Origin of the sequence: Paenibacillus sp. J14, assembly GCF_000518465.1 — a bacterium.
In the GTDB taxonomy this organism is placed as follows: domain Bacteria; phylum Bacillota; class Bacilli; order Paenibacillales; family Paenibacillaceae; genus Fontibacillus; species Fontibacillus barengoltzii.
The window spans coordinates 1-25189 of record NZ_JADQ01000048.1; the positions used below are offsets into that span (position 1 = coordinate 1).

20 protein-coding genes are annotated in these 25189 nt (G+C 56.2%); 18 read left to right on the top strand and 2 right to left on the bottom strand.

Annotated features, from left to right (window positions below; genetic code table 11):
• The 13 genes from M891_RS0116795 to hydG form a co-directional block, all read left to right on the top strand.
• Positions 1-177 (top strand): group II intron maturase-specific domain-containing protein (locus tag M891_RS0116795; protein ID WP_028539640.1); only part of this gene is annotated, 177 nt, incomplete at its 5' end.
• Between the two features lie 366 nt (positions 178-543).
• The gene (gene spoVT, locus M891_RS0116800; protein ID WP_016314699.1) at positions 544-1086 is read left to right on the top strand and encodes a stage V sporulation protein T; all 543 of its coding nucleotides are present in this window, start codon (positions 544-546) and stop codon (positions 1084-1086) included.
• 204 nt (positions 1087-1290) lie between these two features.
• Positions 1291-2922, top strand: a complete 1632-nt coding sequence (locus M891_RS0116805; protein WP_028539641.1) for a putative polysaccharide biosynthesis protein — start codon at positions 1291-1293, stop codon at positions 2920-2922.
• A 127-nt stretch (positions 2923-3049) separates the two neighbouring features.
• Positions 3050-4546: a nucleoside triphosphate pyrophosphohydrolase gene (gene mazG / locus M891_RS0116810; RefSeq protein WP_028539642.1), complete on the top strand. Its 1497-nt coding sequence runs from the start codon at positions 3050-3052 to the stop codon at positions 4544-4546.
• A gap of 195 nt (positions 4547-4741) precedes the next feature.
• Complete coding sequence (locus tag M891_RS0116815) at positions 4742-5014, top strand: HU family DNA-binding protein (RefSeq protein ID WP_009226339.1); 273 nt, start codon at positions 4742-4744, stop codon at positions 5012-5014.
• Complete coding sequence (locus tag M891_RS0116820; protein ID WP_016314696.1) at positions 5014-5295, top strand: RNA-binding S4 domain-containing protein; 282 nt, start codon at positions 5014-5016, stop codon at positions 5293-5295. Before M891_RS0116815 ends, M891_RS0116820 begins: the two co-directional genes overlap by 1 nt.
• Positions 5296-5776: 481 nt before the next feature.
• Positions 5777-6835: a [FeFe] hydrogenase H-cluster radical SAM maturase HydE gene (gene hydE, locus M891_RS0116825; RefSeq protein WP_051417067.1), complete on the top strand. Its 1059-nt coding sequence runs from the start codon at positions 5777-5779 to the stop codon at positions 6833-6835.
• Positions 6836-6939: 104 nt separating this feature from the next.
• A complete protein-coding gene (locus M891_RS0116830) occupies positions 6940-7932 on the top strand; it encodes a 2-oxoacid:acceptor oxidoreductase family protein (RefSeq protein WP_016314694.1) in 993 nt (330 codons plus the stop codon).
• A gap of 61 nt (positions 7933-7993) precedes the next feature.
• Positions 7994-10285: a thiamine pyrophosphate-dependent enzyme gene (locus tag M891_RS0116835; RefSeq protein WP_028539644.1), complete on the top strand. Its 2292-nt coding sequence runs from the start codon at positions 7994-7996 to the stop codon at positions 10283-10285.
• 37 nt (positions 10286-10322) lie between these two features.
• Positions 10323-10826, top strand: coding sequence for an NADH-quinone oxidoreductase subunit NuoE (nuoE, locus tag M891_RS0116840; RefSeq protein WP_016314692.1), 504 nt, complete (start codon positions 10323-10325; stop codon positions 10824-10826).
• A 16-nt stretch (positions 10827-10842) separates the two neighbouring features.
• Entirely contained in the window at positions 10843-12729 is a 1887-nt protein-coding gene (gene nuoF / locus M891_RS0116845) for an NADH-quinone oxidoreductase subunit NuoF (RefSeq protein ID WP_198032043.1), read from the top strand.
• An 18-nt stretch (positions 12730-12747) separates the two neighbouring features.
• The gene (locus tag M891_RS0116850; protein ID WP_028539646.1) at positions 12748-14484 is read left to right on the top strand and encodes an NADH-dependent [FeFe] hydrogenase, group A6; all 1737 of its coding nucleotides are present in this window, start codon (positions 12748-12750) and stop codon (positions 14482-14484) included.
• A gap of 43 nt (positions 14485-14527) precedes the next feature.
• A complete protein-coding gene (gene hydG, locus M891_RS0116855) occupies positions 14528-15964 on the top strand; it encodes a [FeFe] hydrogenase H-cluster radical SAM maturase HydG (RefSeq protein ID WP_028539647.1) in 1437 nt (478 codons plus the stop codon).
• Positions 15965-17565: 1601 nt separating this feature from the next.
• Here hydG and hydF read toward each other — a convergent pair.
• Positions 17566-18819, bottom strand: coding sequence for a [FeFe] hydrogenase H-cluster maturation GTPase HydF (gene hydF, locus M891_RS0116860; protein WP_028539648.1), 1254 nt, complete (start codon positions 18817-18819; stop codon positions 17566-17568).
• Between the two features lie 16 nt (positions 18820-18835).
• Complete coding sequence (locus tag M891_RS0116865; protein WP_028539649.1) at positions 18836-20269, bottom strand: aspartate ammonia-lyase; 1434 nt, start codon at positions 20267-20269, stop codon at positions 18836-18838.
• Positions 20270-20428: 159 nt separating this feature from the next.
• On the opposite strand from M891_RS0116865, the gene yabP reads away from it, so the two are divergent.
• The 5 genes from yabP to spoIIE all read left to right on the top strand — a co-directional run bounded on the left by yabP (position 20429) and on the right by spoIIE (position 25172).
• On the top strand, positions 20429-20710 hold the full coding sequence (gene yabP, locus M891_RS0116870) for a sporulation protein YabP (protein ID WP_009226328.1): 282 nt from the start codon (positions 20429-20431) through the stop codon (positions 20708-20710).
• A complete protein-coding gene (gene yabQ / locus M891_RS0116875; RefSeq protein WP_016314686.1) occupies positions 20707-21294 on the top strand; it encodes a spore cortex biosynthesis protein YabQ in 588 nt (195 codons plus the stop codon). The genes yabP and yabQ overlap by 4 nt, the downstream gene beginning before the upstream one ends.
• Before the next feature lie 112 nt (positions 21295-21406).
• The gene (locus M891_RS0116880; RefSeq protein WP_232228363.1) at positions 21407-21670 is read left to right on the top strand and encodes an FtsB family cell division protein; all 264 of its coding nucleotides are present in this window, start codon (positions 21407-21409) and stop codon (positions 21668-21670) included.
• Positions 21671-21794: 124 nt separating this feature from the next.
• Positions 21795-22265: a S1 domain-containing RNA-binding protein gene (locus tag M891_RS0116885; RefSeq protein WP_016314684.1), complete on the top strand. Its 471-nt coding sequence runs from the start codon at positions 21795-21797 to the stop codon at positions 22263-22265.
• A gap of 399 nt (positions 22266-22664) precedes the next feature.
• Positions 22665-25172 carry a stage II sporulation protein E gene (gene spoIIE, locus M891_RS0116895; protein WP_028539652.1) on the top strand — a complete coding sequence of 836 codons (2508 nt, stop codon included), beginning with the start codon at positions 22665-22667 and terminating at the stop codon, positions 25170-25172.
• The last annotated feature ends 17 nt before the right edge of the window (positions 25173-25189 follow it).

Consider the following 25189-nt stretch of genomic DNA (forward strand, 5'->3'; position numbering starts at 1 on the left):
TGGCGCAATTACTACTACACAGCTTACAGCCAGAGGAAGATGGCGAAGTTGGATTGGTATATCCGGCAGCGGTTTGCGAAGTGGTATGCTAAGAAACACAAACGCAGACGATGGTTGAGTTCGCTGCGCGAAGTGAAGTCTTTGTCTATTCAATATGGACTTAAAACGCTCTTGTAATCTGCATGCTCATGATGACGAACATCGGAAAGCCGTATGAGGGAAAACCTCACGTACGGTTTGATGAGGAGGGGCTGGGCCTCGCCCAGCCTTTCACTCTAGGACGGCCTTGCGGCTCCTTATACACATCCAACTGTTAAAAATCATGGTTCATTATGATGAATAAGGTGTTCGCCCGGGATGAATACTATGGTCAGAATCACAGAACAAGCCATCCCTGTCCCCACCTTCGGCCGCTCGTTTTGGCGAAGCTTATGGCGCATACATCTGCGTAAGCCGCAGATTACGTATAAAGTCCGATTAGGTGAAGCTTTAAAAAATCAAGCCGTAGTTCAAAACTTCTAAGAAAGCGGGGCATCAAGTGAAATGAAAGCTACTGGTATTGTACGCCGTATCGATGATTTAGGCCGTGTTGTTATTCCTAAGGAAATCCGCCGGACGTTGCGGATTCGGGAAGGAGATCCGCTCGAAATTTTCGTGGACCGGGATGGAGAAGTGATTTTGAAGAAATATTCGCCGATTGGAGAATTGGGCGATTTTGCCAAGGAATATGCGGAGTCGCTGTATGAGAGCACCAGCCATATTACCTTAATCTCTGACCGGGATACCATCATTGCTGTCGCAGGCGCTTCCAAGAAGGAGTACCTGGACAAGCAGATCAGCTCTTTGCTGGAAAGCAGTATGGATGGCCGCAAGATTATCATGGAAACCGAGTCGGGGTCGTACGAAATTACGAAGGATCATCCGGAGAACATCTCTTCGTTTGTGATAGCGCCAATTATTGCCGGCGGGGACCCAATTGGGACGGTGGTGCTTGTGAACAAGGACGATGCTGTAAAAATGTCCGATTTGGAATCGAAAATGGCAGAGACCGCTGCCGGTTTTCTCGCAAAACAGATGGAGCAGTAGAAAGAACGCAAAATATTTGCAAGACGCATGGAGGAACTTACACACACCGCTGTTTGGGGCGGACGCCGTCCGTCCGAAACGTAGAGGAATGTGTAAGTTTTTTTGTGTTGAACTTAGGAAATGGCGATAGCCTCCGTTTCGTCTTATAATGGAACCTGTTAGCTTTAAAACATGCTGATGACTGTTAAAGCAAAGTAGGTTGCCATGATGGAAACGAAGGAAAGCCTATCCTCCAAACTGCTCAAGGGAGCGGCCGTTCTGAGCGCGGCGGCGCTGATCACCAAGCTGCTGGGAATGCTGCAGAAGATCCCGCTGCAAAATATCGGGGGAGACGGCGTATTTGGCATTTATAATACGGTTTACCCTTTGTACACGCTGTTAGTTACGCTCACGACCTCGGGATTTCAGGCGGCGGTAGCCAAATTTATCGCGGAACGCCAGGCCCCTGGATGGGAAAGGGAGCGTAATGAGGTGCTGCGACTGGCATCGGCAACGATGCTGGGGTTGGGGGTTGCCTTTGCGGTGCTGCTTTATTTTGGCGCTCCGATCTTATCGCAGCTCATCGGAAGCAGCTTGTTGATTCCGGCTTTTCGCGGAGCGGCGCCCGCGTTGTTGCTCATTCCGGTGGCGGCGGCGCTGCGGGGATATTTTCAGGGACATCAAAATATGACGCCAACGGCGGTTTCCCAGGTGGTGGAGCAAGCCATTCGGGTCACGGTGATGATCGTCCTGTTGCTGGCGTTAAGCCGGGTGGGAGCCGCTGATGCGGATCTTGCCGGCGGGGCACTGGTCGGCTCCTCCGCAGGGGCAGCTGCAGGGCTTGCCGTGATGCTGTTGTATTGGCGGGGCTATACCCGTGCTTCACGGCAGCGGCGGCAAGCTGAATCCTCAGCGGAGGCCGATCCGCCGTTTCCTCAGACTAAAGGGCAGCAATGGTCCAAGCTCCTCAAGGTTGCGCTGCCGATCAGCTTGGCTTCGCTGGGGGTGCCGCTGATCAGCCTGGTGGATACGTTCACGCTGCCGCGGCTGCTCTCCGCCCATGGGGAAGAGCTGCGGATCATGGCCCAGGTGGGGATATACAACCGCGGTATCCCGTTGGTTCAGCTCGTCACGATGCTGGCGACGTCGCTGTCGGTCTTGTTTGTGCCCGCGATGGCTGAGTTGCAGATGAAGGGAGACACCGAAGCGATTCGGCGTCAGGTGCAGCTGGCTTTGCGCTGGTTCTGGCTGATCGGCCTGGCGGCTTCGCTGGGCCTGGCCTTGCTGGCCGCGCCCATCAACGTCATGCTGTACGAGGATGCGGCGGGATCGGCCACCCTGGCTTGGGTGGCCTGGACGGCGGCGCCCGGCGCGCTGGTCGCGGCGACGAGTGCCCTGCTCCAGGGCCTCGGCCACGTGCGCGCTCCGGCGCTGCACCTGCTCGCTGCGGCATTGCTCAAGACCGCGTTGAACGCGGTGCTCGTGCCGCAGCTTGGCATCACCGGCGCCGCCATCGCCGGCGTCGCCGCGTACGGCGCCGCAGCGGCGTTGAACGCCGCGCTGCTGCTGCGCCGGGTCCAGCTGCGTCCGCGCCTGCGGGACGCGCTGGGGCGCCCGGCGGCGGCCGCGCTGGCGATGGCCGCCGCGGTGCTGGCGCTGCGCCTCGCCGCCGCCGAGCTGCCTATGGGCCGCGGGGTAGCTGCGGCGGTGAGCCTGCTCGGCGTGCTGCTTGGCGCAGCGGTGTTCGTTGCAGCCGTGCTGCGCACTCGGCTGCTGAGCGCGGCAGAGCTGAGCGCCCTGCCGCGGGTCGGCCCGAAGCTGCTGACGCTGCTTCGGAAGCTGAGGCTGCTGCCATAGCGCTTCGCCTTGGCGTAAGGGCCGTACGAAGTTGAACTTTGCGGATGTGACGCAGAAAATTTCAGTTTGACCGCCAGCAATGGTATAGTAATAACATGCTGAACGGACAGGGAGTGAAAGGCATAACATGAGCGCAACCATTACGGTAGTCGGCCTCGGCTCGGGAGATCCCGACCGGCTGACCTTAGGCAGCCTGAAGCGGCTGCAGGAGGCGGGAGAACGTTACGTCCGGACGAAGGACCATCCGGTGGTGGATTGGCTGGAGGAGACGGGCGTTCATTTTACTTCGTTTGACGAGGTGTACGAAGCGAAGGACGATTTTCCTTCCGTTTATGAGGAGATTGCCTCCAGACTGTTGGCGCGGGCCAAAGCAGGTCAGGAGGGAGAGCATATCGTGTACGCCGTTCCCGGGCATCCCCAGGTGGCCGAAGCGACGGTGAAGCTGTTGCGGGAGCGCTGTCCGGAGCAGGGAATCTCGCTCGATATCATTGGCGGGGAGAGCTTTCTGGACGAAGCGTTTGTTCGCCTGGGCTTTGATCCGATCGAAGGATTCCTCCTGGTAGACGCCTCGGAGGTTCGAGGGGAAGCGATTGACCCAAGACGGCATACGCTAATTGGACAAGTCTATGACCAGATCACCGCTTCAGAAGTCAAGCTGGGGCTGATGGAGCTGCTGCCTGACGATTATCCGGTCGTTGTGGGACATGCCCTTGGGGTAGCGGGCCAAGAGCGGATCGAGCGCGTTCCGCTGTTTGAGCTGGATCGGATTACGGGTTACGGGAACCTGTCCCTGGTCTATGTCCCAGCCAGCGAGGACGATACGCTGCGTAACCGCAGCTTCCAGCGGCTTCATGAGATCGTGTCGATATTGCGCAGCCCGGGCGGATGCCCATGGGATCGCGAGCAGACGCATGAATCGATCCGCAAAAATCTCATCGAAGAAACCTACGAGGTGCTGGAGACGATCGACGACGACGATCCCGACCACATGCGCGAGGAACTTGGCGATCTGCTGCTGCAAATTATGCTCCACTCTCAGATGGAGGAGGAGACGGGCACTTTTACGGTGTATGACGTCATCCAGGAGCTAAATGAGAAGCTCATTTACCGTCATCCGCATGTCTTCGGGAATTTGAGTGCCGAGGATGCTGAAGCCGCGCTTAACAACTGGGAAGCGATGAAGGCCGAAGAGAAGAAACGCAAAGGCCTCCAGCCGGAGCGCCAATCAGTCATCAGCGGGGTGCCGCGCGATTTGCCGGCTTTGATGAAGGCGTACAAGCTTCAGAAGAAGGCGGCCAAGGCCGGATTCGACTGGGAGGACATCGACGGGGTATGGTCCAAGCTGGAGGAAGAGATCCGCGAGCTGAGGGAAGCCGTCGCGCAGAAGCAAGATGCCGAGGCGCAGGAGATGGAATTGGGCGACGTATTGTTCTCGGTGGTGAATGTGGCTCGCTATATCGGGGTGGATCCGGAGCAAGCCCTCTCGCGGACGATCCGCAAATTCACGGAGCGGTTCCATTATGTGGAGGATCGGCTTCGTGATCTGGGCAAAACACCTGGCGACAGCACATTAGCTGAAATGGACAAATTATGGGACGAAGCTAAGTCGAAAGAACGGGAATGATGGGAGAAAAGGACTAAATTTCAGTTTTTTTGCGAAAAAAGCAAAAAAAGTTCCCTGAGAGTGCAGGATTTTTCAAATCAAGCAAGAATACTCTTACAAAGATAACCATCTGGTGCTTGGTAGGCTTGAAGGCAGGCCTGAAGCCTATAGTGCCAAGGTATCACCTATTTCTTTAATTATTGGGAGGCATTATTAATGAACAAAACAGATCTGATCAACAACATTTCCAGCAAAAGCGGTTTGACGAAAAAAGACGTTGAATCCGTATTGAATGGTTTTCTCGGTGAAATTACCGATGCACTGGCTAGCGGTGACAAAGTTCAACTGATCGGCTTCGGTACGTTCGAAACTCGCAAACGCTCCGGTCGTACGGGCCGTAACCCGCAAACCGGCAAAACAATCGAAATCCCAGCTTCCACTGTTCCAGCATTCAAAGCAGGCAACAAACTTAAAGAAGCTGTAAAATAATGCGTCTCGATAAATTCCTGAAGGTATCACGGTTGATCAAGCGGCGCACCGTGGCGAAGGACGTCTCCGAACAAGGCAGAGTTCTGATCAACGGGCGCGAATCCAAACCGAGCAGTACGGTGAAGGTGGGCGACGAAATTACGGTTCAATTCGGCCAGAAGCTGGTGACCGTGCGCGTCGAACGTCTGGTCGAAACGACTCGTAAGGAAGAAGCTGCTTCGATGTATACCTTAATCAAGGAAGAGCCGATCGCCAAAGAGACCGGTCTGGACTGGTCCTGACATAGTGACGCTCAGAGCGTGCTCCGTTTCTTCGGGGCATGCTCTTTTTTTACCTCACAAGAGTGTAAAAAAAGTCCTAGCCAAACTGTGAATTCATGGTAATATAGTAAATACACTTCTTAGAAAACTCCTCTGTGTCAACCTCATGTCGAAATCATCGACGCTGCGCACGCGGCACACATCCACGAATCACAATCGCACCTAACGATCAAGCAACTTTCCATCGAACGAACCATCGAACTAACCATCTTCGGATCATCAAGCCACCAACAGACGCTGTAACCATCCCACTTAACAACAGACCTATCGTCGCTTAAGGTCGCAGCTCACTATGAAGAAATCGGGGTGATTCAATCAACGAAGACAATTTAAAACGCTTACAAAGTGAAAATATTCACAATTATTTCGTTCATCATTTTTCACGACAGCCATAGGGTATACCAAGGTCCATAATCCAGTCTTTCCAAAGGATGATTGCCTGATGAAACAGCTCGTGCACAAGCTCTATGCGCGGGGGGAGCTCTCCAAGGTGGAGCTCGTCGATCTACTGGAGCATATGGATGTCGAAACGCGCAAGGAGCTCTTCCGCTTGGCCCGTCTCAGGCGGGAACAGGCTTATGGGAACAAGGTGTATTTGCGCGGTTTGATTGAATTTTCGAGCTACTGTCGGCGGAACTGCTTGTATTGCGGACTGCGGGCGGGGAATCGTGAGGCGGAACGTTATCGGCTCAGCCCGGAAGAGATTCTCGAGTGCTGCCGGGAAGGATACGAGCTGGGCTTTCGCACGTTTGTGCTCCAGAGCGGGGAGGACCCCTGGTATACAGCCGATCTGCTGGCTTCCTTAATTCGGGACATCAAGGGCGGGTTTCCGGATGCAGCCATCACCTTATCCATCGGCGAGCGGGAGGCGGGCACCTACCGATTGCTGTATGAAGCGGGGGCGGATCGCTTTTTGATGCGTCATGAAACCGCTTCCCGGAGGTTGTACCAGGAACTGCATCCTTCGATGTCCTTTGATCACCGGCGCCAATGTTTGGAGACACTGCAATCGATCGGCTATCAAGTGGGTGCAGGCTTTATGGTCGGATTGCCCGGCCAGACGGCGGAGGATTTAGCGGAGGACTTAATCTATCTCCTAGCGCTCAACCCGGACATGATTGGCATCGGCCCGTTTATTCCCCATGACAAGACGCCGCTTGCTCAGGCGAAGGCCGGGTCGCTGGAGGATACGCTGGTGATGGTCGCGCTGGCCCGCCTATTCCTTCCCGAAGCCTTAATACCCGCGACGACTGCGCTCGGTACGTTACACCCGCAAGGCAGGGAGTTGGCGCTGAAGGCCGGGGCCAATGTGGTCATGCCCAATCTGTCACCCGTTGCCGTCCGCAAGAAATACGCCTTGTACAACAACAAAATCTGCACGGGGGATGAATCCGCCCAGTGCAGGCATTGCCTTGAGCTGCGGATTGAAGCCGCAGGCTTTTCCGTAGATATGGGAAGGGGGGACAGCTTGAAGGCGCTGGCAAGCCGCCATCATGCATAGTCCATCGTTTGCCAAGCAGTCGATTGAGTCAAAGAAAGGCGGCAGTTTCATTTTGTTATTATTCGTGAAATATTTCACAACAAAACGTAGAGGAGACGTGGCGAATGAGCATTTTGACTAAAACCAATGACCTTGGCTTTTTTGAAATTCGGCTGGAATCCATCGGCGGGCTCGGCGCCAACCTGGCTGGGAAGATGCTGGCGGAATCCGGGGTGCTGGGGCTTGGCCTCAACGGTGCCAGCTTCTCGTCCTATGGTTCGGAGAAGAAGGGTTCCCCGGTGAAGAGCTTCATCCGCTTCTGTGAGCCGGACGTGGAGATTCATGATCACAGCCCGATCGAGGAACCCCACGTCATTGGCGTGTTCCATGAAGCGCTGCACAAGACGGTCAATGTTCTAAGCGGCTTAAAGCCTGACGGGATCGCGCTGGTGAACTCGACCCGCGATTTTGAGGAAATACGGCGCGATCTGAAGTTTCCTTATGGGACACTGGCGGTGGTGGACGCAATGGGGATCGCCATCGACGAACATACGAAGGTGAACACCTCAATGCTGGGGGCGTTGTTCCGGATATGCGATTTTCTCGATCCGGATTCGATGCGCGAAGTGATTAAGCATACGTTCCAGAAAAAATACCCGCACTTGGTGGAACCCAATTTGCGCACATTTGACCGGGGATATCATGAAGTACGTTTCCAGACGATCCCGGCTCCCGAAGGGGTACAAGGGATGCAATTCGAACGGCCGCAGCCGCTGCTCGGTTATAAGACGCAGGCTCTGGGCGGCATCATTCGGGCGCAAGGCAATAGTCTGCTGAAGGATTTGAGCGGGTCCCGGCAGGGGTTTGTACCGGAGTTGGATCCAGACAGCTGCATCCATTGTGCCAACTGCGACTCGGTTTGTCCTGATCTGTGTTTCGTGTGGGAGACCGGGGAGGACAAGAAGGGGCGTCCGCAAATGTTCTTGAGCGGCATCGACTATCAATATTGCAAAGGTTGTCTGAAATGCGTGGAAATCTGCCCAACGGGGGCGCTTAGCATGCGTCGGGAGGAGCCGGGATATGCCGACAGCCACCGCGTTGCTCACGTCTTTCAGTAGAGTTTTTTCCAAGGTCAAGGTGTATGGAACTCGCAGAAGAGCCTAAAGGAGGACTTTATCGATGTCTATAACCGAAGAGAAAATCACAAAAATGACGCTGGCGGAACAAACGACGGCCTTCGAATCAGGCAATGAGGCGGCAGCTATGGCGGCGGCTCAGATCAACTACCATGTGATGGGGTATTTTCCGATCACCCCTTCCACGGAGATTGCCCAAATTCTAGACCAGAAAAAGGCGCAAGGCTTGCATGATATCCAACTGATTGCGGCGGATGGGGAGCACGGCTCGGCGGGGATCTGTTATGGGGCCGCGCTCGCTGGGGCTCGGGTGATCAATGCGACCAGCGCCAACGGGTTCATGTACATGCTCGAACAGCTGCCGGTCCAGTCCGGAACGCGGTTCCCGATGGTGCTGAACTTGGTGACGCGTTCGATCAGCGGTCCGCTGGACATTCGCGGTGACCACTCCGATTTGTATTTTGCGCTGAACACCGGCTGGTTGATCCTGACGGCGAGCACCCCGCAAGCAGCCTACGACATGAACATCATGGCGCTGAAGTGGTCGGAACATCCAGAGGTTCGGCTGCCAGTGATCGTTGCCTATGACGGGTTCTTTACGTCCCATCAGAAACGGAGATTAAGTTATTTCAAAGACGCCAAGACGGTTCGGGCGTTCGTAGGGGATACACCGCCGGTTGGATTTGATCACGTCGTTGATCCGGCGCAGCCGATTTCGGTTGGTGCGCATATGAACGGCGACGACCTGTTGAATAACCACTACCAGTTGCACTTGGCTCAGGAGCGGGCGGCCGAAGTGTATCAACAAATCGCTGCTGAATTTAAGGTGATGTCGGGACGTGACTACCCGGTGCTCGAACTGTATCAAATGGAAGATGCGGAGGTCGCTTTATTTCTGCTGAACTCGGCGGCGGAAACGGCCAAGATGATCGTTGACAAGCTGCGGGCGCAGGGGGTTAAGGCGGGGCTCATTCGGCCCAACGTCATTCGGCCCTTCCCGGCGGAGGAGATCCGCACCGCGCTGCGGGGCGTCAAAGCGCTGCTGGTGGGCGAACGCGCTGATTCCTACGGCGGTAAAGGCGGCAATATGACGCATGAAATCCGCTCCGCGCTGAAGTTGGATCCGGCGAATCAAACGATTGTGTTGTCCCGCGTGTTTGGTCTGGGCGGCAAAGACTTCTATCCGGATGAAGCGGAAGCGTTCTTCAACCTGGCTATGGAGGCGATGAACCGAGGCGAAGCCGCGGTACCGTTTGATTATTTCGGGCAGGTCCCCGGCGATCCGGTGCACGAACTCAGACCGATCTTGACGCCGCAGCATGGCGATGCCTTTAACAGCGGGCTGATTCAAGTGACGCCGGATGAGGCGACCGGCAAGCTGAAGGTGAAGGTGCCGCCGCTGCGCAGTCTGACAGCGAAGCCGAAGCGGCTGGCGCCGGGCCATGGGGCATGTCCGGGTTGCAGCGCGATCTCTTCGTTGGAGCTGTTTTTCAAAGGGATTGAAGGCGATGTCGTTACGTTGTTTCAGACCGGCTGCTCGTACGTTGTGACGGCTGGCTATCCTTATACTTCGCATAAGCAAACGTTCATCCACAACCTGTTTCAGAACGGGGCTGCCACCGTGGCTGGCGTCGTTGAGGCGTTCTGGGAGCGGAAGCGCCGCGGGGAGATCGATGTTTCGGATAACGTGACCTTCGTCATGGTGACCGGTGACGGCGGGATGGACATCGGTATGGGGCCGGCGATCGGCTCGGCGCTGCGGAACCACAAGATGATTATTTTGGAATACGACAATGAAGGATACATGAACACGGGCTCGCAGCTCTCCTACTCCACGCCGCTGGGGCATCAGACCAGCACGTCCGGCGTCGGCAAGGCACAGAAAGGGAAAGCGTTCCATCACAAAGACACTCCGCAGATCATGGCGGCGACCAATATCCCGTACGTGTTCACCGGGGTGGAAGCCTTCCCTCAGGACTTGATTATGAAGGCAGCCAAGGCGCAGTGGTATGCACAACATGAAGGTTTGGTTTACGGAAAAGTGCTCAGTACCTGCCCGCTCAACTGGCGGTCTGCAGATCAGCTCGGGACGAAAATCCTGCAAACGGCGGTAGACTCCTGCTTCTTCCCGCTGTACGAAATCGAGCATGGCGTCACGAACATCACTTATAATCCGGAGGCGAAGAACAAGCGGATCTCACCGCAGGAATGGTTGAAGCTGATGGGCAAAACGAAGCACATGCTGCATGACCAGGAGCTGCTCGATGCCTTTGAGGAAGAGGTTAACCGGCGTTGGGAACGGCTTAAGCTGAAGCACGAAAGCCCGCTGCTTTAAGGTCAGCATTCGTTTGATGAAGGGAGAGTAAGCGAGGATGGAAGAGACTTGTCGTTGTGCGAAGGACGAGGAGCGGCTGCAACGGGTGGAGGAAATCATCAATCAGTTCCGCCAGCTGCCGGGTGCGTTGATTCCGGTGCTCCATGAGATTCAGGATATGTACGGCTATCTGCCGGAGGAAGCGCTGCAGATCGTATCGCGGGAGCTGGGCATGTCGATGGCTGAGATTTACGGGGTGGCGACGTTTTACTCGTTTTTCTCGCTGGAGCCCAAGGGAGAGCATATCATCCGCGTCTGCATGGGGACAGCTTGTTACATTAAGGGCGCACAAGGCGTACTGGATCGCCTGAGTCAGGAGTTGAACGTTCCGGTTCAAGGGACAACGGCCGACGGAAAATTCACGTTGGAAGCCACCCGTTGTCTGGGAGCTTGCGGTTTAGCCCCGGTCATGACCATCGGAGAGAAGGTGCATGGCCGGCTGGCCCCCAACGAAATACCGAAAATACTGAAGCAAATGCGCACGCCTGTACAGACGCATTAGAAGGGATGGTGGAACGATGAAAACGTTGTTGGATCTCGAAGGCATTCGAACGGCGCAGCTTCACCGCCTGGTGCGACGGAAGCTGGGGAAGGTTGAGGCGGTCGACGGAGGCGTTGCCGAGCGTTCCGTTATGATATGCGGCGGTACCGGCTGTACCTCTTCGGACTCGATGTTCATTGCGGAAGCCTTCGAGCAAGCGGTGGCTGCCCAAGGGATTCAGGACAAAATCGAGATCGTCCGGACGGGCTGCTTTGGGCTGTGCGAGCTGGGGCCGGTCGTGATCATTTACCCGGAGGAGGTGTTCTACAACCGGGTGAAGGTGAAGGATGTGGCAGAGATCGTCGACAAGCATCTGCTTCAGGGCAAAATCGTCAATCGCCTTGTGTACTCACAGTCGTTGGAGAAAGACGGGCGGATCAAACCGCTGCATGAGGTTGATTTCTTCCACAAACAGCAGCGGATTGCGCTGCGGAACTGCGGGACGATTGATCCGGAGGACATTGATGAATATATCGCCATGAATGGATATAAGGCGCTGCATAAGGTTCTGACGACGATGGAGCCGGCGCAGGTCGTGGCCGAGGTGAAGGCGGCAGGCTTGCGCGGACGCGGAGGAGGCGGTTTTCCGACTGGGGTGAAGTGGGAGACAGCGGCGAAGCAGCGGGCGAAGCCCAAATATATGATTTGTAATGCTGATGAAGGCGACCCGGGCGCATTTATGGACCGCTCCATTCTGGAAGGCGATCCGCACTCTGTGCTGGAGGGCATGGCGATCGCCGGCTACGCCATCGGGGCGAATCATGGCTTCATCTACGTACGGGCGGAATATCCGATCGCCGTGCGCCGGGTGCAGACGGCGATTAAGCAGGCCCGGGATTACGGGCTGCTGGGTGATAACTTGTTTGGAAGCGGCTTTTCTTTTGACATTAGCGTTCGTCTGGGAGCCGGGGCGTTTGTCTGCGGGGAAGAGACCGCGCTGATGAACTCCGTCGAAGGCAAGCGCGGCATGCCAAATCCAAAACCGCCGTTTCCGGCCGTCAGCGGGCTATGGGGGCAGCCAACGGTGATCAACAATGTGGAGACGCTGGCCAACGTGCCGATCATTCTGCTTGAGGGCGCTTCGTGGTATGCGAGCATCGGGACGGAAAAAAGCAAAGGCACCAAGGTCTTCGCCTTGGGCGGCAAAGTCGTCAACACCGGGCTGGTAGAGGTGCCGATGGGGGTTACGCTGCGCGATGTGATTTACGAAATTGGCGGCGGGATTCCCGGCGGCAAAGCGTTTAAGGCGGTGCAGACCGGGGGGCCGTCCGGCGGTTGCTTAACGAGCGAGCATCTCGATCGGCCGATCGATTACGATACGCTGCTGAGCTTGGGGTCGATGATGGGCTCGGGCGGTATGCTCGTGATGGACGAAGAGACGTGTATGGTCGACGTGGCCCGATATTACCTTGATTTTACGCGGGACGAATCGTGTGGGAAGTGCGCGCCTTGTCGGATTGGCACCAAACGCCTGCTGGAGATTTTGGAGAAAATCACAGAGGGCAAAGGGACGATGGAGGATCTGGAGGCGTTAGAGGACCTGTCCGAGCAAATTAAGGCGGCTTCGCTGTGCGGGCTTGGCCAAACGGCGCCGAATCCGGTGCTGTCCACGCTGAAGTATTTTCGCGAGGAATATCTTGCCCATGTGGTCGATAAGAAGTGCCCTGCCGGTGTGTGCCGCTCGCTGATTACGTACACGATCGATGAGGAGAAATGCCGCGGCTGTACCCTCTGCGCCCGGAAATGTCCGGCGGAAGCGATCTCGGGCGAGATGAAAGAGCCGCATGTCATCGATCCGCAGCTGTGCATCAAATGCGGAATTTGCTTCGACAGCTGTAAATTTGAAGCGATCTATAAGAGCTGAAAGGGGGAGAGTTCGAGCATGGATACGGTGAAATTGTGGATTGACGATATTGAAACGGAAGTGCCGAAGGGAACGACGGTGCTTCAAGCTGCCCGCGGATTAGGCATTCATATTCCTACCCTCTGTCATCTGCAGGGCATGAACCATCCGTCCAGTTGCCGCGTCTGCTTGGTGGAATCGGGCCCCCGCCTGATCGCTTCGTGTACGCTGGTGGCCGAGGACGGCATGCGGATTCGGACGAATACACCGCGGGTGCGGAAAGCCCGCAAAACGACGGTTGAGCTGATTCTGTCGGATCACCATCGGGAATGCCTCACCTGCCTGCGCAGCGGAACCTGCGAGCTGCAGGAGGTGGCGAATCAGATTGGGGTGCGTGATGTGCGATATGCGGGAGGCCAAGCACGGTCGACGGTTGATTTCTCGTCGCCGTCGATCGTGCGCGACACATCCAAATGCTTGCTGTGCGGCCGGTGCGTCTCGGTGTGCAGCGAGGTGCAGACTGTGGGGGCCATCGGGTTCATGAACCGCGGGTTCAATACGGTGATTGGGCCGGCTTTGGGGCGGCCGATCGGCGAATCGGTCTGCGTCAACTGCGGTCAATGCATCATGGCTTGTCCGGTTGGCGCGTTGCAGGAACGGGAGAATGTGGGCGATGTATGGCAGGCGATCGCTGATCCGCATAAATTCGTCGTTGTGCAGACGGCGCCGGCGGTACGCGTTGCCTTGGGCGAGGAGTTTGGGATGCCGATCGGCACGCGGGTGACAGGCAAGATGGTTGCCGCGTTGCGCCGGCTGGGCTTCAATAAGGTGTTTGATACCGATTTTGCAGCCGACTTAACGATTATGGAGGAGGGCACCGAGCTGATGCATCGGTTGGCCACCGGGGAGAACTTGCCGCTGATGACCTCCTGTTGCCCAGGCTGGGTGAAATTTGTGGAGCATTTCTTTCCGGATATGAGGGGGAACCTCTCGAGCTGCAAATCGCCGCATGAGATGGAAGGGGCAATGATCAAGAGCTATTTCGCCCAAATGATGGGGATCGATCCGGGGAACCTCGTGGTGGTGTCGATCATGCCGTGTACGGCGAAGAAGTTCGAGGCGCAGCGCGAGGAGCTGGCTCACGAGTCGTTCCCGGACGTCGATTACGTGCTGACAACCCGGGAGCTTGCGCGGATGATCAAAGAGGCGGGGATCGATTTTGTGAACCTGAAGGGTGAAACATTCGACAACCCGTTTGGCGAAGCCTCGGGAGCTGGCGTGATCTTCGGTGCCACCGGCGGGGTGGCCGAAGCGGCGCTTCGCACCGTGTTCGAGCTGATTGCCGGCGAAGAGCTGGAGACGGTGGAATATACCGCTGTGCGCGGAATGGACGGAATCAAAGAGGCGATGGTGGAGCTGCCGGACGGGCGGGTGATCCGCACGGCGGTAGTGCACGGGCTTGGCAATGCCCGCAAGCTGATGTCGATGATCCAGTCCGGTCAGCGCCAATACGAATTTATCGAAGTAATGGCTTGTCCGGGCGGTTGTATCTGCGGCGGCGGGCAGCCGATCGTTGGCGCGAGCCTGCGGGATACTCTCGACGTGAAGGCTGCTCGTGCCAAGGCAATTTATGATGAGGACGAAGCGTCTACGGTGCGCAAATCGCATAAGAACCCGTATATCCAGCAGATTTATCGCGAGTTTTTGGAGGAGCCGAACAGTCACAAGAGCCATCAGTATTTGCACACGCACTATTTGGTGCGCTCCCGTTATTAAGGGATTCAGAAGTGATTACGGCATCTTACAGGGAGGGATGGGGATGAGCAGGTCAGAGCAAAGGCAGGCGGCGGACTTCATCCGGGATGAGACCATTGTGTCAGCGCTCGCTTACGGGTCAAGGCTAGCCCGCGACCGTAAGAAGGTGCTGGCGATTCTGGAGCGTGCCCGGACTGCCAAAGGCATCCGCGCAGACGAGGCCGCTGTCCTGTTAAATGTAGAGGACGATGTGTTGCTAGAGGAGATCTACCATGCAGCTCGCGAGGTGAAGGAACGCATTTACGGGAATCGGATTGTCTTGTTCGCTCCTTTATACGTCAGCAACTATTGCGTTAATAATTGCGAGTATTGCGGCTATAAGCAGTCGAATAAAGACATGGTTCGGCGGCGGTTAAACCGGGAGGAGTTGATTCGGGAAGTCGAAGTGCTGCAGCAACTGGGGCATAAGCGGCTGGCGCTGGAGGCCGGAGAGGATCCGGAGCATTGCCCCATCGATTACATCCTGGAATGTATTGAAACGATCTACTCCGTGAAAGTCGATAACGGGAGTATTCGCCGAGTTAATGTCAATATCGCCGCGACGACGGTGGAGGATTATCGCAAGCTGGCGAACGTCGGGATCGGCACGTATATCCTATTCCAGGAGACGTACCACCGTCCAACCTACAGCCGCATGCACCCCAAAGGGCCAAAACGCGACTACGACTGGCACACGACGGCGATGGACCGCGCGATGCAAGCTGGGATCGATGATGTTGGCGTTGGAGTACTGTACGGGCTGTATGATTACAAATACGAGACGATCGCGATGTTGATGCATGCCGAGCATCTGGAAGCCACGTATGGCTGCGGGCCTCACACGGTTTCTGTCCCTCGCCTGCGGGCGGCGGAGGGCGTAGATCTGAACAGCTTCCCGTATCTGGTGAGCGATCATGAGTTCAAGAAGATCGTGGCTGTGTTACGGCTCGCGGTGCCTTATGCCGGCATGATCTTGTCTACCCGCGAGGATTCGAAGTTCCGCGACGAGGTCATCAAGCTGGGCATCTCCCAGATCAGCGCAGGCTCGTGCACTGGCGTCGGCGGCTATACGAGCACGTACGGCGGCGAGGGCCAAGGAAGGACATGCGGCGATACCGCCCAGTTCGAGGTGGGCGATCACCGCTCGCCGCTGGAGATGATCAAGTCGCTGTGCCGGGATGGCTATATTCCGAGCTACTGCACCGCTTGTTATCGGGAAGGGCGGACGGGCGACCGTTTCATGCGGCTGGCCAAATCGGGCCAAATTCACAACATCTGCCATCCGAACGCACTGCTCACCTTGCAGGAGTATTTGCTGGATTACGGCGATGATGAGGCTCGGGAGATGGGCGCAACGCTCATCAAAAACAATCTTCGCCGCATCCCTAAAACCTCCGCACGCGATGCGACCCTTAACCGCCTGCAACGCCTTAAGGAAGGCGAGCGGGATTTGTACTTCTAGCAGCCTGGCCTTTAGGAAAACCAAAAACCTTCAATGCCACCTTAGCGGATGGCGTTGAAGGTTTTTTGGCGCTAAGGGCGGATCAGCTGCGCAAGAGCCCCGGCTGATGCTTTATGAGGCATGCTGCCAGTGGGCGGGCGTTAGTGGCTGTCGCCTGCTGCCTTTCAGCTAACGCTAGAAGCAGCTGACAGCGTGCGGCGAACGCTTTCTGCCTGTTTCTCTCCGGCTGACCGTTTATTTCGCCGGGCTCTCCCCTGGCTAACGCTTGCCAGAGCGCTTATTTGGGCGAAAAGAGGGGAATTTCAATTCTAACGCTTGTCAGGAAGCTTATTTGCGTCAAATGACCTCGTTTCGAGGGCGTAACAGGTAAATAAGCTCTCTCACAAGCGTTAGATTCTCAGCAGCCCCGTTTTGGGCGAAATAGCGTTGCTGGTAAGCGTTAGAGGTGCGGGGACCGTGGTTGAGTCCAATAACGTTGCTGACAAGCGATAGAGTTCCGGGGCCGTGGTTGTTAGTGACCCGCCTGCTGTCTATGGTGCTGTTGTCTCTGTTTTGGTGCTTCTGTTGTCGCTACCGTTGTTGCTATTTCGCTACTACTGTCGCTAACGGACTCCAAATTCGTTACACTAGTTACCTTCACTATAGTCTCTACCTTCACCACCGCTGTTACTACTGTCACTGCTGCTGTTTCTACCGTTGCTCTTCCCGTGTGTCCCTGTTGTTGCTAATGCTAATGTAGTTACTCTGTAGTTACTTCGCGAATTTCTCTATGCCAATGATTGACGCCGACATCGCGTAAGTTACTTTTTGCAGATACTAATTACTACGGATAACCATTACTAATTACAACTACTACTAGCTGCAACTGCTCCTAACTGCTCCTAACTGTGCCTGACTGCTCTTATTGGTTCGATTTCCTCCTAAATGCGTCTATCTGTTCCTAATTGCGCGCCTAAAAGACACTAACTTCCAGAGTCCAGAAACTACTAATAACTGCTCCAAGCTTCTGTTTCCTCTTACTTGCGTCACCAATCATGCTAAACCGGTCCAAACTGCGCCTAATGTGCCTAACAAAGCCTAATTGTGCCTAACTCTGCCAAACTCCTAATACACATTACAGAGCTGTGACGTCTGGGGCTCCTGCATATCTTGCTTTCGGAGTAACTATTTTGCTTGTTCGCTTGCTTTCGTCTGCCGCTCCCCTTGGCTAACGCTTGCCAGAGCGCTTATTAGGGCGAAAAGAGGGAAATTTCAATTCTAACGCTTGTCAGGAAGCTTATTTGCGTGAAATGACCTCATTTCGAGGGCGAAATGGGCAAATAAGCTCTCGCATAAGCGTTAGATTCTCAGCAGCCCCGTTTTGGGCGAAATAGCGTTGCTGGTAAGCGTTAGAGGTGAGGCGCGCTGTGGTTACCCCCATAGCGTTGCTGGTAAGCGTTAGAGTTCCGGGGACCGTGGTTGAGTCCAATAACGTTGCTGACAAGCGTTAGAAGTCCAGCTTGGCTTCAACAGCGACTACGGGCCCTTCACTGGCAGCGAAGCCGAAGTTCCCTCCCCGTGACAGCGACTCGTTCACTACAACCGCGATTCGCTTACCGCGACTATGTCTCCCGAGCTGCCTCCTCCCACGCCATCATGGCGGAGGGGAAGAGCTCGATCGCGCGAGGGAACACGCCGTGCAGGTAGGCGATCAGCACGCCGTAGTTGACGATCGGGACGCCGGCAACTTTGGCTTCGCTGAGGCGGTGCAGCATAGCGCGGCGGTTGAGCATGCAGGCGCCGCAATGCACGATCAGCGCGTAGCGGGACAGATCCGGCGGATAGCTGTAGCCGGAGACGTGCTCAATCTGCAGCTGCTTGCCCGTAGTTTGGCGGAGCCAGCGTGGGATTTTGACGGTGCCGATGTCGTCGGACTGCTGATGGTGCGTACAGGCCTCTGCGATCAGCACCCGGTCGCCGTCCCGGAGGTTCTCCACGGCCCGTGCGCCCCGGACGAGCTCGTTAAGGTCGCCTTTATGGCGGGCGAACAAGATGGAGAACGAGGTCAGCGGCACGTCTCGCGGCGTATCGGCGGAGACCTTGAGGAAGACCTGCGAGTCGGTGATGACGAGCCGCGGCTTGGACCCGAGCCGATCCAGTGTCGTCCGGAGCTCGTGCTCCTTCGTCACGACGGCGATGGCATCGCGCTCGAGCAGGTCGCGGATCGTCTGCTGCTGCGGCAAGATCAGCCGGCCTTTCGGCGCGGCTTTGTCGATCGGCACGACCAGCACGACCAGATCACCCGGCGCCACGAGGTCGCCGACGAGCCGGAAGCGTTCCTCTTCGTGCGGCAGCGCCGCAACGATGGCCCGCTTCAGCTCTGGCACGCCGCGGCCACTCAACGCGCTGAACGCAACACATTCAAGGCCGAGCATAACCTTCACATCGCTAAGTGCAGCCGATCTCGCGTCGTCATCCAGCAGCGCGTCGACTTTATTCACCACGCCGACGACTGGGATCTTCCGTTGCCTCAATTCGGCTAACAGCTCCCGATAAAAGTCATCGGGACCCGTCAATGCATCGATTACCAGCAAGGCAAGGTCGGCGCGGTGGATCAGCTCTCGTGTTTTTCGCTTGCGCAGCTCACCTAACGCGCCTTCGTCGTCTAAGCCAGCGGTATCGATCAGCACCACCGGTCCCAGCGGCAGCAGCTCCATCGCTTTGTACACCGGGTCGGTAGTCGTCCCCCGCACCGGCGAGACGACCGCTGTCTCCTGGCCCGTCAAAGCGTTCACCACACTCGATTTCCCCACATTCGTTCGGCCGAAGACGGCGATATGGATTCGCTCCCCGCGCGGTGTTGCGTTCAGGCTCATCTAAACCATCCCCCTTTTATTCGCCGGGGATGCCCGGCTTCGTGACTTGCAGCGGATTCAGGATGTCCGCGGCGCGTTCGGCGGTCAGCCAGCCGCCGCTCACAGCGACCTGCTCCACCGACAGCCCCTCGCACCGGGCGATCCCGGCAATCTCGGCAGCCGCCTCGTAGCCGAGATGCGGGACCAGCGCGGTGGCGAGCACGGTGGAGCGCCGCAGATGCTCGCGGCATACGCCCTCGTTGACGGCGATGCCGCGAATGCAGCGCTGCTCGAACAGCGGCATGGCCCGCCCCAGAATCTCCAGCGATTCCAGCAGGGAATCGGCGATCAGCGGGCCGTACGCGTTCAGTTCGAGCTGGCCGCCCGCGGCGGCCCAAGTGATCGCAGCATCGTTCGCGATCACGCGCATGGCCGCTTGGCCGGCCATTTCCGCCATGACGGGGTTCACCTTCCCCGGCATGATCGACGAGCCGGCCTGGACGGCGGGCAGCGTGTACTCGCCGATGCCCCCGGCGGGGCCGGACGCCAGCAACCGCAGGTCGCCGGCGATCTTGAACAGCGTCACGGCTGCCGCTTTCAGCAGCCCGGACACCTCGACGAAGACGTCCATATTCTGCGTCCCGTCCATCGGAAATTCGCTGCGCGCCAGGCCCAGCCCGGTCAACTCCTGCAGCGTGTCGGTGACCTGGAAAATGTAAGCGCGCGGAGCGTCGAGTCCCGTGCCGATCGCTGTGCCGCCGAGATGCATCTCGCGCAGCCGCTCTTCGGCTTTGTACAGCCGCCATCGGTCGCGGGCGACCGCCTTGGCGTAAGCGCCAAACCCCTGGCCGGCCATCATCGGCAGGGCATCCATCAGCTGCGTGCGCCCGAGCTTCAGCACATCCGCGAATTCCCGCTCCTTCTCCTGCAGTGCCTCTTGCAGGGAGGCGTAAGCGTCGCTGAGCGGGCGCAGCAGCCGGATCGCCGCGATTCGGAGCGCGGTGGGGTACACGTCGTTGGTCGATTGACATCGGTTGACGTGGTCCAACGGATGGACCAGGTGGTAGTCGCCTTTGGTCCCACCCAGCCGTTCAATCGCTAAATTGGCGACCACCTCGTTGACGTTCATATGCGTGGACGTGCCCGCGCCGCCCTGCAGGGCATCCACGACGAATTGATCGGCCAAGGCACCGCCCGCAATCTTGTCGCATGCCCACTCAATCGCCGAAGCCACATCAGCCGGGATCAAGCCGAGCCGGCCGTTCACTCGCGCCGCCGCTTTCTTGACCACGGCGATCGCTTCGATCAGCCGGGGATGGACGGGCCGCCCGCTGACCGGAAAATTCTCGATCGCTCGCGCCGTATGAATGCCGTAATAGACTTCTGCCGGGATCGCTTTGGGGCCTAGCGCGTCGGTCTCCATGCGATATTTTGGATCCGAATCGGGTTCATTTGAGAATGGTTGACGCATTGGGGTTCGCCTCCGACAAATGTCAATCTCTTCCTCTCCATCGTAGTTGAAAGCGATTTCGGAAAACAGTAAAGAAGATCACGCTAAAGCCTAGAAGGAACTTGTTCTAAAGACGGTTTTTCGTCCATAAGCTAGGGATAAGAAGGAGGGGTACATGCCATGGTCGAACCAAATAAAGCCAAGCATCAGGAGCTGCACTTGCTGAATCGCAAGCTGCTGGATATTACAGGGGTCCTCAATGTGGAGAGCTTCGACAGCGAGGAGTTTTTACTTCAAACCGAACTTGGTGCGATGACGATCCGAGGGCATAATTTACATATCAAAAACCTGAACCTGGAGCAGGGACTGGTCAGCATCGAAGGTACGGTGAACTCGCTTTCGTATTTGGACCCGGGGTCCAATTCGTCCAGTAAGGGCCTGCTCGGCAAGCTGTTCCGATGAATTTGGAGACACAATGGGCGACCCTGCTCTGGATGCTGGCATCCGGGGGGATCATGGGCATCGCCTTTGACAGCTATCGCGTCGTCTCGGGACAACTCCGGTTTCCCCGCTGGAGTGTCCATGCCCTCGATTTGCTCTACTGGTTGGCTGCCGCCTTATTCGTCTTTCGTACGTTGTATCACAGCAACCATGGGGAACTAAGGTTCTATGTTTTTTTAGGACTTTTTTTAGGTATTTGGATTTATTTTTTGTTCCTTAGTTCTCTCACCGAGCGTTTTGTGTTAATGTTAATGAGGATAGCTAACAAATTTTATCGGTTTATCGTACGAACGATCGAGATTTTCATCATCGCTCCGTTACAATGGTTGGTCAAAATGATCCGCGTTCTGCTCGGATTCGTTTGGATCGTGCTGCTGTTCCTAGGCCGGATCACCTTGTTGCCGATTTGGAAGCTGCTCGTATGGGTGCTTAGACCTATATGGACAAGACTTCGGATTCCGCAAGGGGTGGACAAGATTCGGCGCTCAGCGGTCGTGTGGCGAGAGCGCATTTTGCGTCTATTACGCTGGTTCTACAAGGAATAAGGCTGGGAGGTGTGCCTTGGTGCGCGAAGTGTCGACAAATCCGAAACCATCGAACAAAACTTCATCTTCCGGAAACGGATCTGCTTTCGCTAAGCGCAGGTTGCGGATCTGGATGGGATTTATGGTCCTGTTTTTAAGCTGGGCCGGATATACGTACATCTCGCAAGCCGGGGAGATCGGCAGCAAATCGCTAGAGCTGGCGGAACGGCAAGCCGCCAAGGCAGCCAGTGAGCAGAGCTTGAACCAGCTCAAATATGAGATTGACCGTTTGAATGACCCCGAATACATTGGACAAATTGCCATGAAGAAATATGGTCTGTACAAACCGGGTGAAATCCCTGTCCGGGTATCCGAGTCCGAAGCCGGAAATGACTGACCCCATGCGGGTTGACGGGACATCCGTCTGTTGACCTTGTTTCAGTCATTCGGTATAATCAAATCACCGCAGTCAAGATTTCGAGGCCTGGCTGTATATTTTTAAGGGAGGATCATTTTATTTTATGGCAATTGAAGTGGGCACCAAGTTAGAAGGAAAAGTGACAGGCATCACGCATTTCGGAGCATTTGTGGATCTGTCAGGAGGTGTCACGGGTCTCGTTCATATTTCGGAGATCGCCGATAATTACGTGAAAGACGTTAACGATCATCTGAAAATCGGCGATACGGTTACCGTTAAGGTAATCAATGTCGATAAGGACGGTAAGATCGGACTTTCCATCAAGCAGGCTGTTGACAAACCGGCCGAAGCCAGACCGCCTCGTGCACCGAGAACGGACCGGCCAATCGGAGGTGACCGTCCTGGCGGCGGATTTAACCGGGACCGGGGAGGACGCTCTTTTAAGCCCCCAGCCAGCAAATCCTCATTCGAAGACAAAGTTTCTCGTTTCCTGAAGGACAGCGAGGAGCGCATTTCTTCGTTGAAGAAGAATACGGAAGGCAAACGCGGAGGTCGCGGAGCCAAACGAATGTAATCCCTGAAAATTTAACTACTCAAACCCACCGTAGGCGAATCGCTCGCCTGCGGTTTTTTGTTTGCTTTCGTGCCCCAATCTTCATAAGTTGACTTTTGCCTATGCGATTAAACAGGTTTTGTCGCCTCTGGGCTTTTTGCCGACAGGTTCTTACGGTTTTTTACGAGGAGCGCGTTTAAATAGCCTTTGTTCGTAGACACAGCCTGGGATTTCCCATGCGAACATAGAAACCCCTGATGCGGTCCATCGCTATGGGGGGCCTGGATTCGCGCGGTGTCGGCGTTCTCTCTCAATTTGTCGGAAATTTCTTTGGCACCGGCTCCGGTATCTGACAAACTTTCCGGTTCTAGCCTCCTATAATGGGACATACCTTACTAATTTGGAAAAGGCGGTGCCAGGATGTTGAATAAGTGGAATGTCACCCTGTTTCCAGGGATGAGAAAGGCGAAGGCATGGGACAAGGGAGCGATGCGGAAGATGCTGCTAGACCAGCCAATCATCCAGCGGGCTGGGCGGCTGTTCGCGGTCAACAAGTGGACCGGACTGCTTCTAGCGATGAGCTTCCTGCTGGGCCGGGCGACGATCTTGGACGAGCTGGCTCCTTTTGCCGTCGCTTTCTTTGCGGTGATTCGCTTCATGCGGCGGGATATCGCGTGGTTCGCGGGGGCGGCGATGGTCGGCGGAGCGTTGTTGACGCCGGGGGCTCATCTTCATGCGATAGAAATCGCCGTGGAGCTGTTGATCTTCGCCTTGTTACAAAAGGGACTGGAGTCTTTTGAACGGGCAGATCTCTCCTATGCGCCGATTATGGTATTTACGAGTACGTTCTTCGTTGGGATGTTCGGGGCGGTAATTGGCCCTTCCCTGACTTGGTACACACTTGCGATGACCGTAATGGATGCGCTGCTCAGCTTCGTACTGACGCTGGTCTTCATTCAGGCTGTCCCGGTGTTTACTTACCGGAAGAAGCATTACCAGCTGCGCGGGGAGGAAATTTTGTGCCTCGTGATTCTGCTGGCTTCCGTGATGACCGGTACGGTTGGATGGGAGATTCAAGGATTATCGGCGGAGCACGTGTTGTCGAGGTACCTGATCCTGCTGTTCGCCTTGGCAGGCGGTGCCCCTTTAGGCGCTTCGGTTGGCGTCATCACCGGCTTGATTCTCAGCCTTGCTGATACATCGGCCTTGTACCAAATGAGCTTGCTGGCGTTCTCCGGGATGCTGGCCGGGATGCTCCGGGAAGGACGGAAATGGGCGGTCGGATTCGGCATGCTGCTCGGTTCGTCCATTCTGTCCATCTATATTGCCGGCCCGGCGGATGTGATGTCCTCCACTTGGGAGAGCTGCGTCGCAGTTCTATTCTTCCTGCTGACCCCCAAAAAGACGGTTCAAGTGATTGCCAAATACGTGCCCGGCACACAGGAGCATGCTAAAACGCAGCATGAATACGCCAAACGGGTACGCGATATCACAGCTGGCCGGGTGGCGCAGTTCTCCCAAGTCTTCAAGCAGCTGGCGCGCAGCTTCGGACAAGTATCCAGCACTGGGGAAATCGCAAAGCGCGGCGAGGAGATTGACCATTTCATGAACGCGGTGACCCAGGGCGCTTGCGCGACCTGCTTCCGCAAGAATACTTGCTGGGAGGGTCGATTCTATCAGACGTACAAGCTGATGACGGAGATGATGACCGCGATTGAGGAGAAGCCAGACATTACCCCGGACGAGCTGCCGGCCAGATGGTTGAAGATGTGCGCGAAAACCGACCAGGTGTTGGACATTATGAAACACGAGTACGATCTGTATCAGCACGATCTGCATTGGAAACGGCAAATTTACGACAGCCGCCAGTTGGTGGCTGAGCAACTCTCCGGTGTCTCGCAGGTGATGGAGGACCTGGCCCGGGAGATCCAACGGGAAGGACAAGCCATGTACAAGCAAGAGGAGCAAATCCGCGAAGCGTTAGAGAAAATGGGCTTGTCTATTCATAGCATCGACATTGTGAGTCTGGATCACGGGAACGTGGAGATCGAAATTGTACATGCGTACACCCGAGGTTTTGATGAATGCCGGAAGATTATTGCTCCGCTGCTGTCCGATATCCTCGGCGAGCATATCGCAGTCATGAATGAAATTCATCATGGAGGCAGAGAAGGCCTGGCGACCGTCACCTTCGGCTCGGCGAAAGCGTTTGAAATCACGACCGGGGTTGCCGGCACCGCGAAAGGCGGGGACATGCTCTCCGGTGACAGCTTTAGCGCCAAGGAGCTGGGCAACGGCACGTTCGCTGTGGCGATCAGCGATGGGATGGGCAACGGGGAGCGCGCGCGGCTGGAGAGCAGTACGGCGCTGAACATCCTCGAGCAGCTGTTGCAGTCCGGCATGGAGGAGACGCTGGCGATTAAATCGGTGAACTCGATTCTGATGCTGCGTTCGCCCGATGAGGTGTACGCGACGGTGGACATGGCGCTGATTGATCAATATACGGCGCGGACAACGTTTATGAAGATCGGCTCCTCCCCAAGCTTCATCAAGCGAGGTTCAGAGGTCATCCCGGTGACGGCCAGCAACCTGCCGATCGGCATCATCCAGGATATTGAGGTTGATCTGGTGTCCGTTCAGCTTTATCCGGGAGATACCTTGATCATGATGACGGACGGCATCTACGATGCGCCGGGCCCTGCGGTGAACAAGGAGCTGTGGATCAAGCGGCTGATCCAAGAGATCCAGGCCGAGGATCCGCAAGAGATCGCCGATTGTCTGCTGGAGTCCGTTATCCGGTATCAGAAGAACGTCATTCATGATGATATGACCGTAGTTGTGGCGAATATCGATCATATGCAGCCAGAGTGGGCTACGTTGCATATCCCCGGCATCAGCCGATTGGAGCGACCGCGTACCGTGAGTTAACCGAGAGCTTGAGGTGA

Bases quoted from the DNA above. Each gene is read 5' to 3' on its own strand.
- spoVT (WP_016314699.1), top strand. From the start codon at position 544: ATGAAAGCTACTGGTATTGTACGCCGTATCGATGATTTAGGCCGTGTT.
- M891_RS0116805 (WP_028539641.1), top strand. From the start codon at position 1,291: ATGATGGAAACGAAGGAAAGCCTATCCTCCAAACTGCTCAAGGGAGCG.
- mazG (WP_028539642.1), top strand. From the start codon at position 3,050: ATGAGCGCAACCATTACGGTAGTCGGCCTCGGCTCGGGAGATCCCGAC.
- M891_RS0116815 (WP_009226339.1), top strand. From the start codon at position 4,742: ATGAACAAAACAGATCTGATCAACAACATTTCCAGCAAAAGCGGTTTG.
- M891_RS0116820 (WP_016314696.1), top strand. From the start codon at position 5,014: ATGCGTCTCGATAAATTCCTGAAGGTATCACGGTTGATCAAGCGGCGC.
- hydE (WP_051417067.1), top strand. From the start codon at position 5,777: ATGAAACAGCTCGTGCACAAGCTCTATGCGCGGGGGGAGCTCTCCAAG.
- M891_RS0116830 (WP_016314694.1), top strand. From the start codon at position 6,940: ATGAGCATTTTGACTAAAACCAATGACCTTGGCTTTTTTGAAATTCGG.
- M891_RS0116835 (WP_028539644.1), top strand. From the start codon at position 7,994: ATGTCTATAACCGAAGAGAAAATCACAAAAATGACGCTGGCGGAACAA.
- nuoE (WP_016314692.1), top strand. From the start codon at position 10,323: ATGGAAGAGACTTGTCGTTGTGCGAAGGACGAGGAGCGGCTGCAACGG.
- nuoF (WP_198032043.1), top strand. From the start codon at position 10,843: ATGAAAACGTTGTTGGATCTCGAAGGCATTCGAACGGCGCAGCTTCAC.
- M891_RS0116850 (WP_028539646.1), top strand. From the start codon at position 12,748: ATGGATACGGTGAAATTGTGGATTGACGATATTGAAACGGAAGTGCCG.
- hydG (WP_028539647.1), top strand. From the start codon at position 14,528: ATGAGCAGGTCAGAGCAAAGGCAGGCGGCGGACTTCATCCGGGATGAG.
- hydF (WP_028539648.1), bottom strand. From the start codon at position 18,819: ATGAGCCTGAACGCAACACCGCGCGGGGAGCGAATCCATATCGCCGTC.
- M891_RS0116865 (WP_028539649.1), bottom strand. From the start codon at position 20,269: ATGCGTCAACCATTCTCAAATGAACCCGATTCGGATCCAAAATATCGC.
- yabP (WP_009226328.1), top strand. From the start codon at position 20,429: ATGGTCGAACCAAATAAAGCCAAGCATCAGGAGCTGCACTTGCTGAAT.
- yabQ (WP_016314686.1), top strand. From the start codon at position 20,707: ATGAATTTGGAGACACAATGGGCGACCCTGCTCTGGATGCTGGCATCC.
- M891_RS0116880 (WP_232228363.1), top strand. From the start codon at position 21,407: ATGGGATTTATGGTCCTGTTTTTAAGCTGGGCCGGATATACGTACATC.
- M891_RS0116885 (WP_016314684.1), top strand. From the start codon at position 21,795: ATGGCAATTGAAGTGGGCACCAAGTTAGAAGGAAAAGTGACAGGCATC.
- spoIIE (WP_028539652.1), top strand. From the start codon at position 22,665: ATGTTGAATAAGTGGAATGTCACCCTGTTTCCAGGGATGAGAAAGGCG.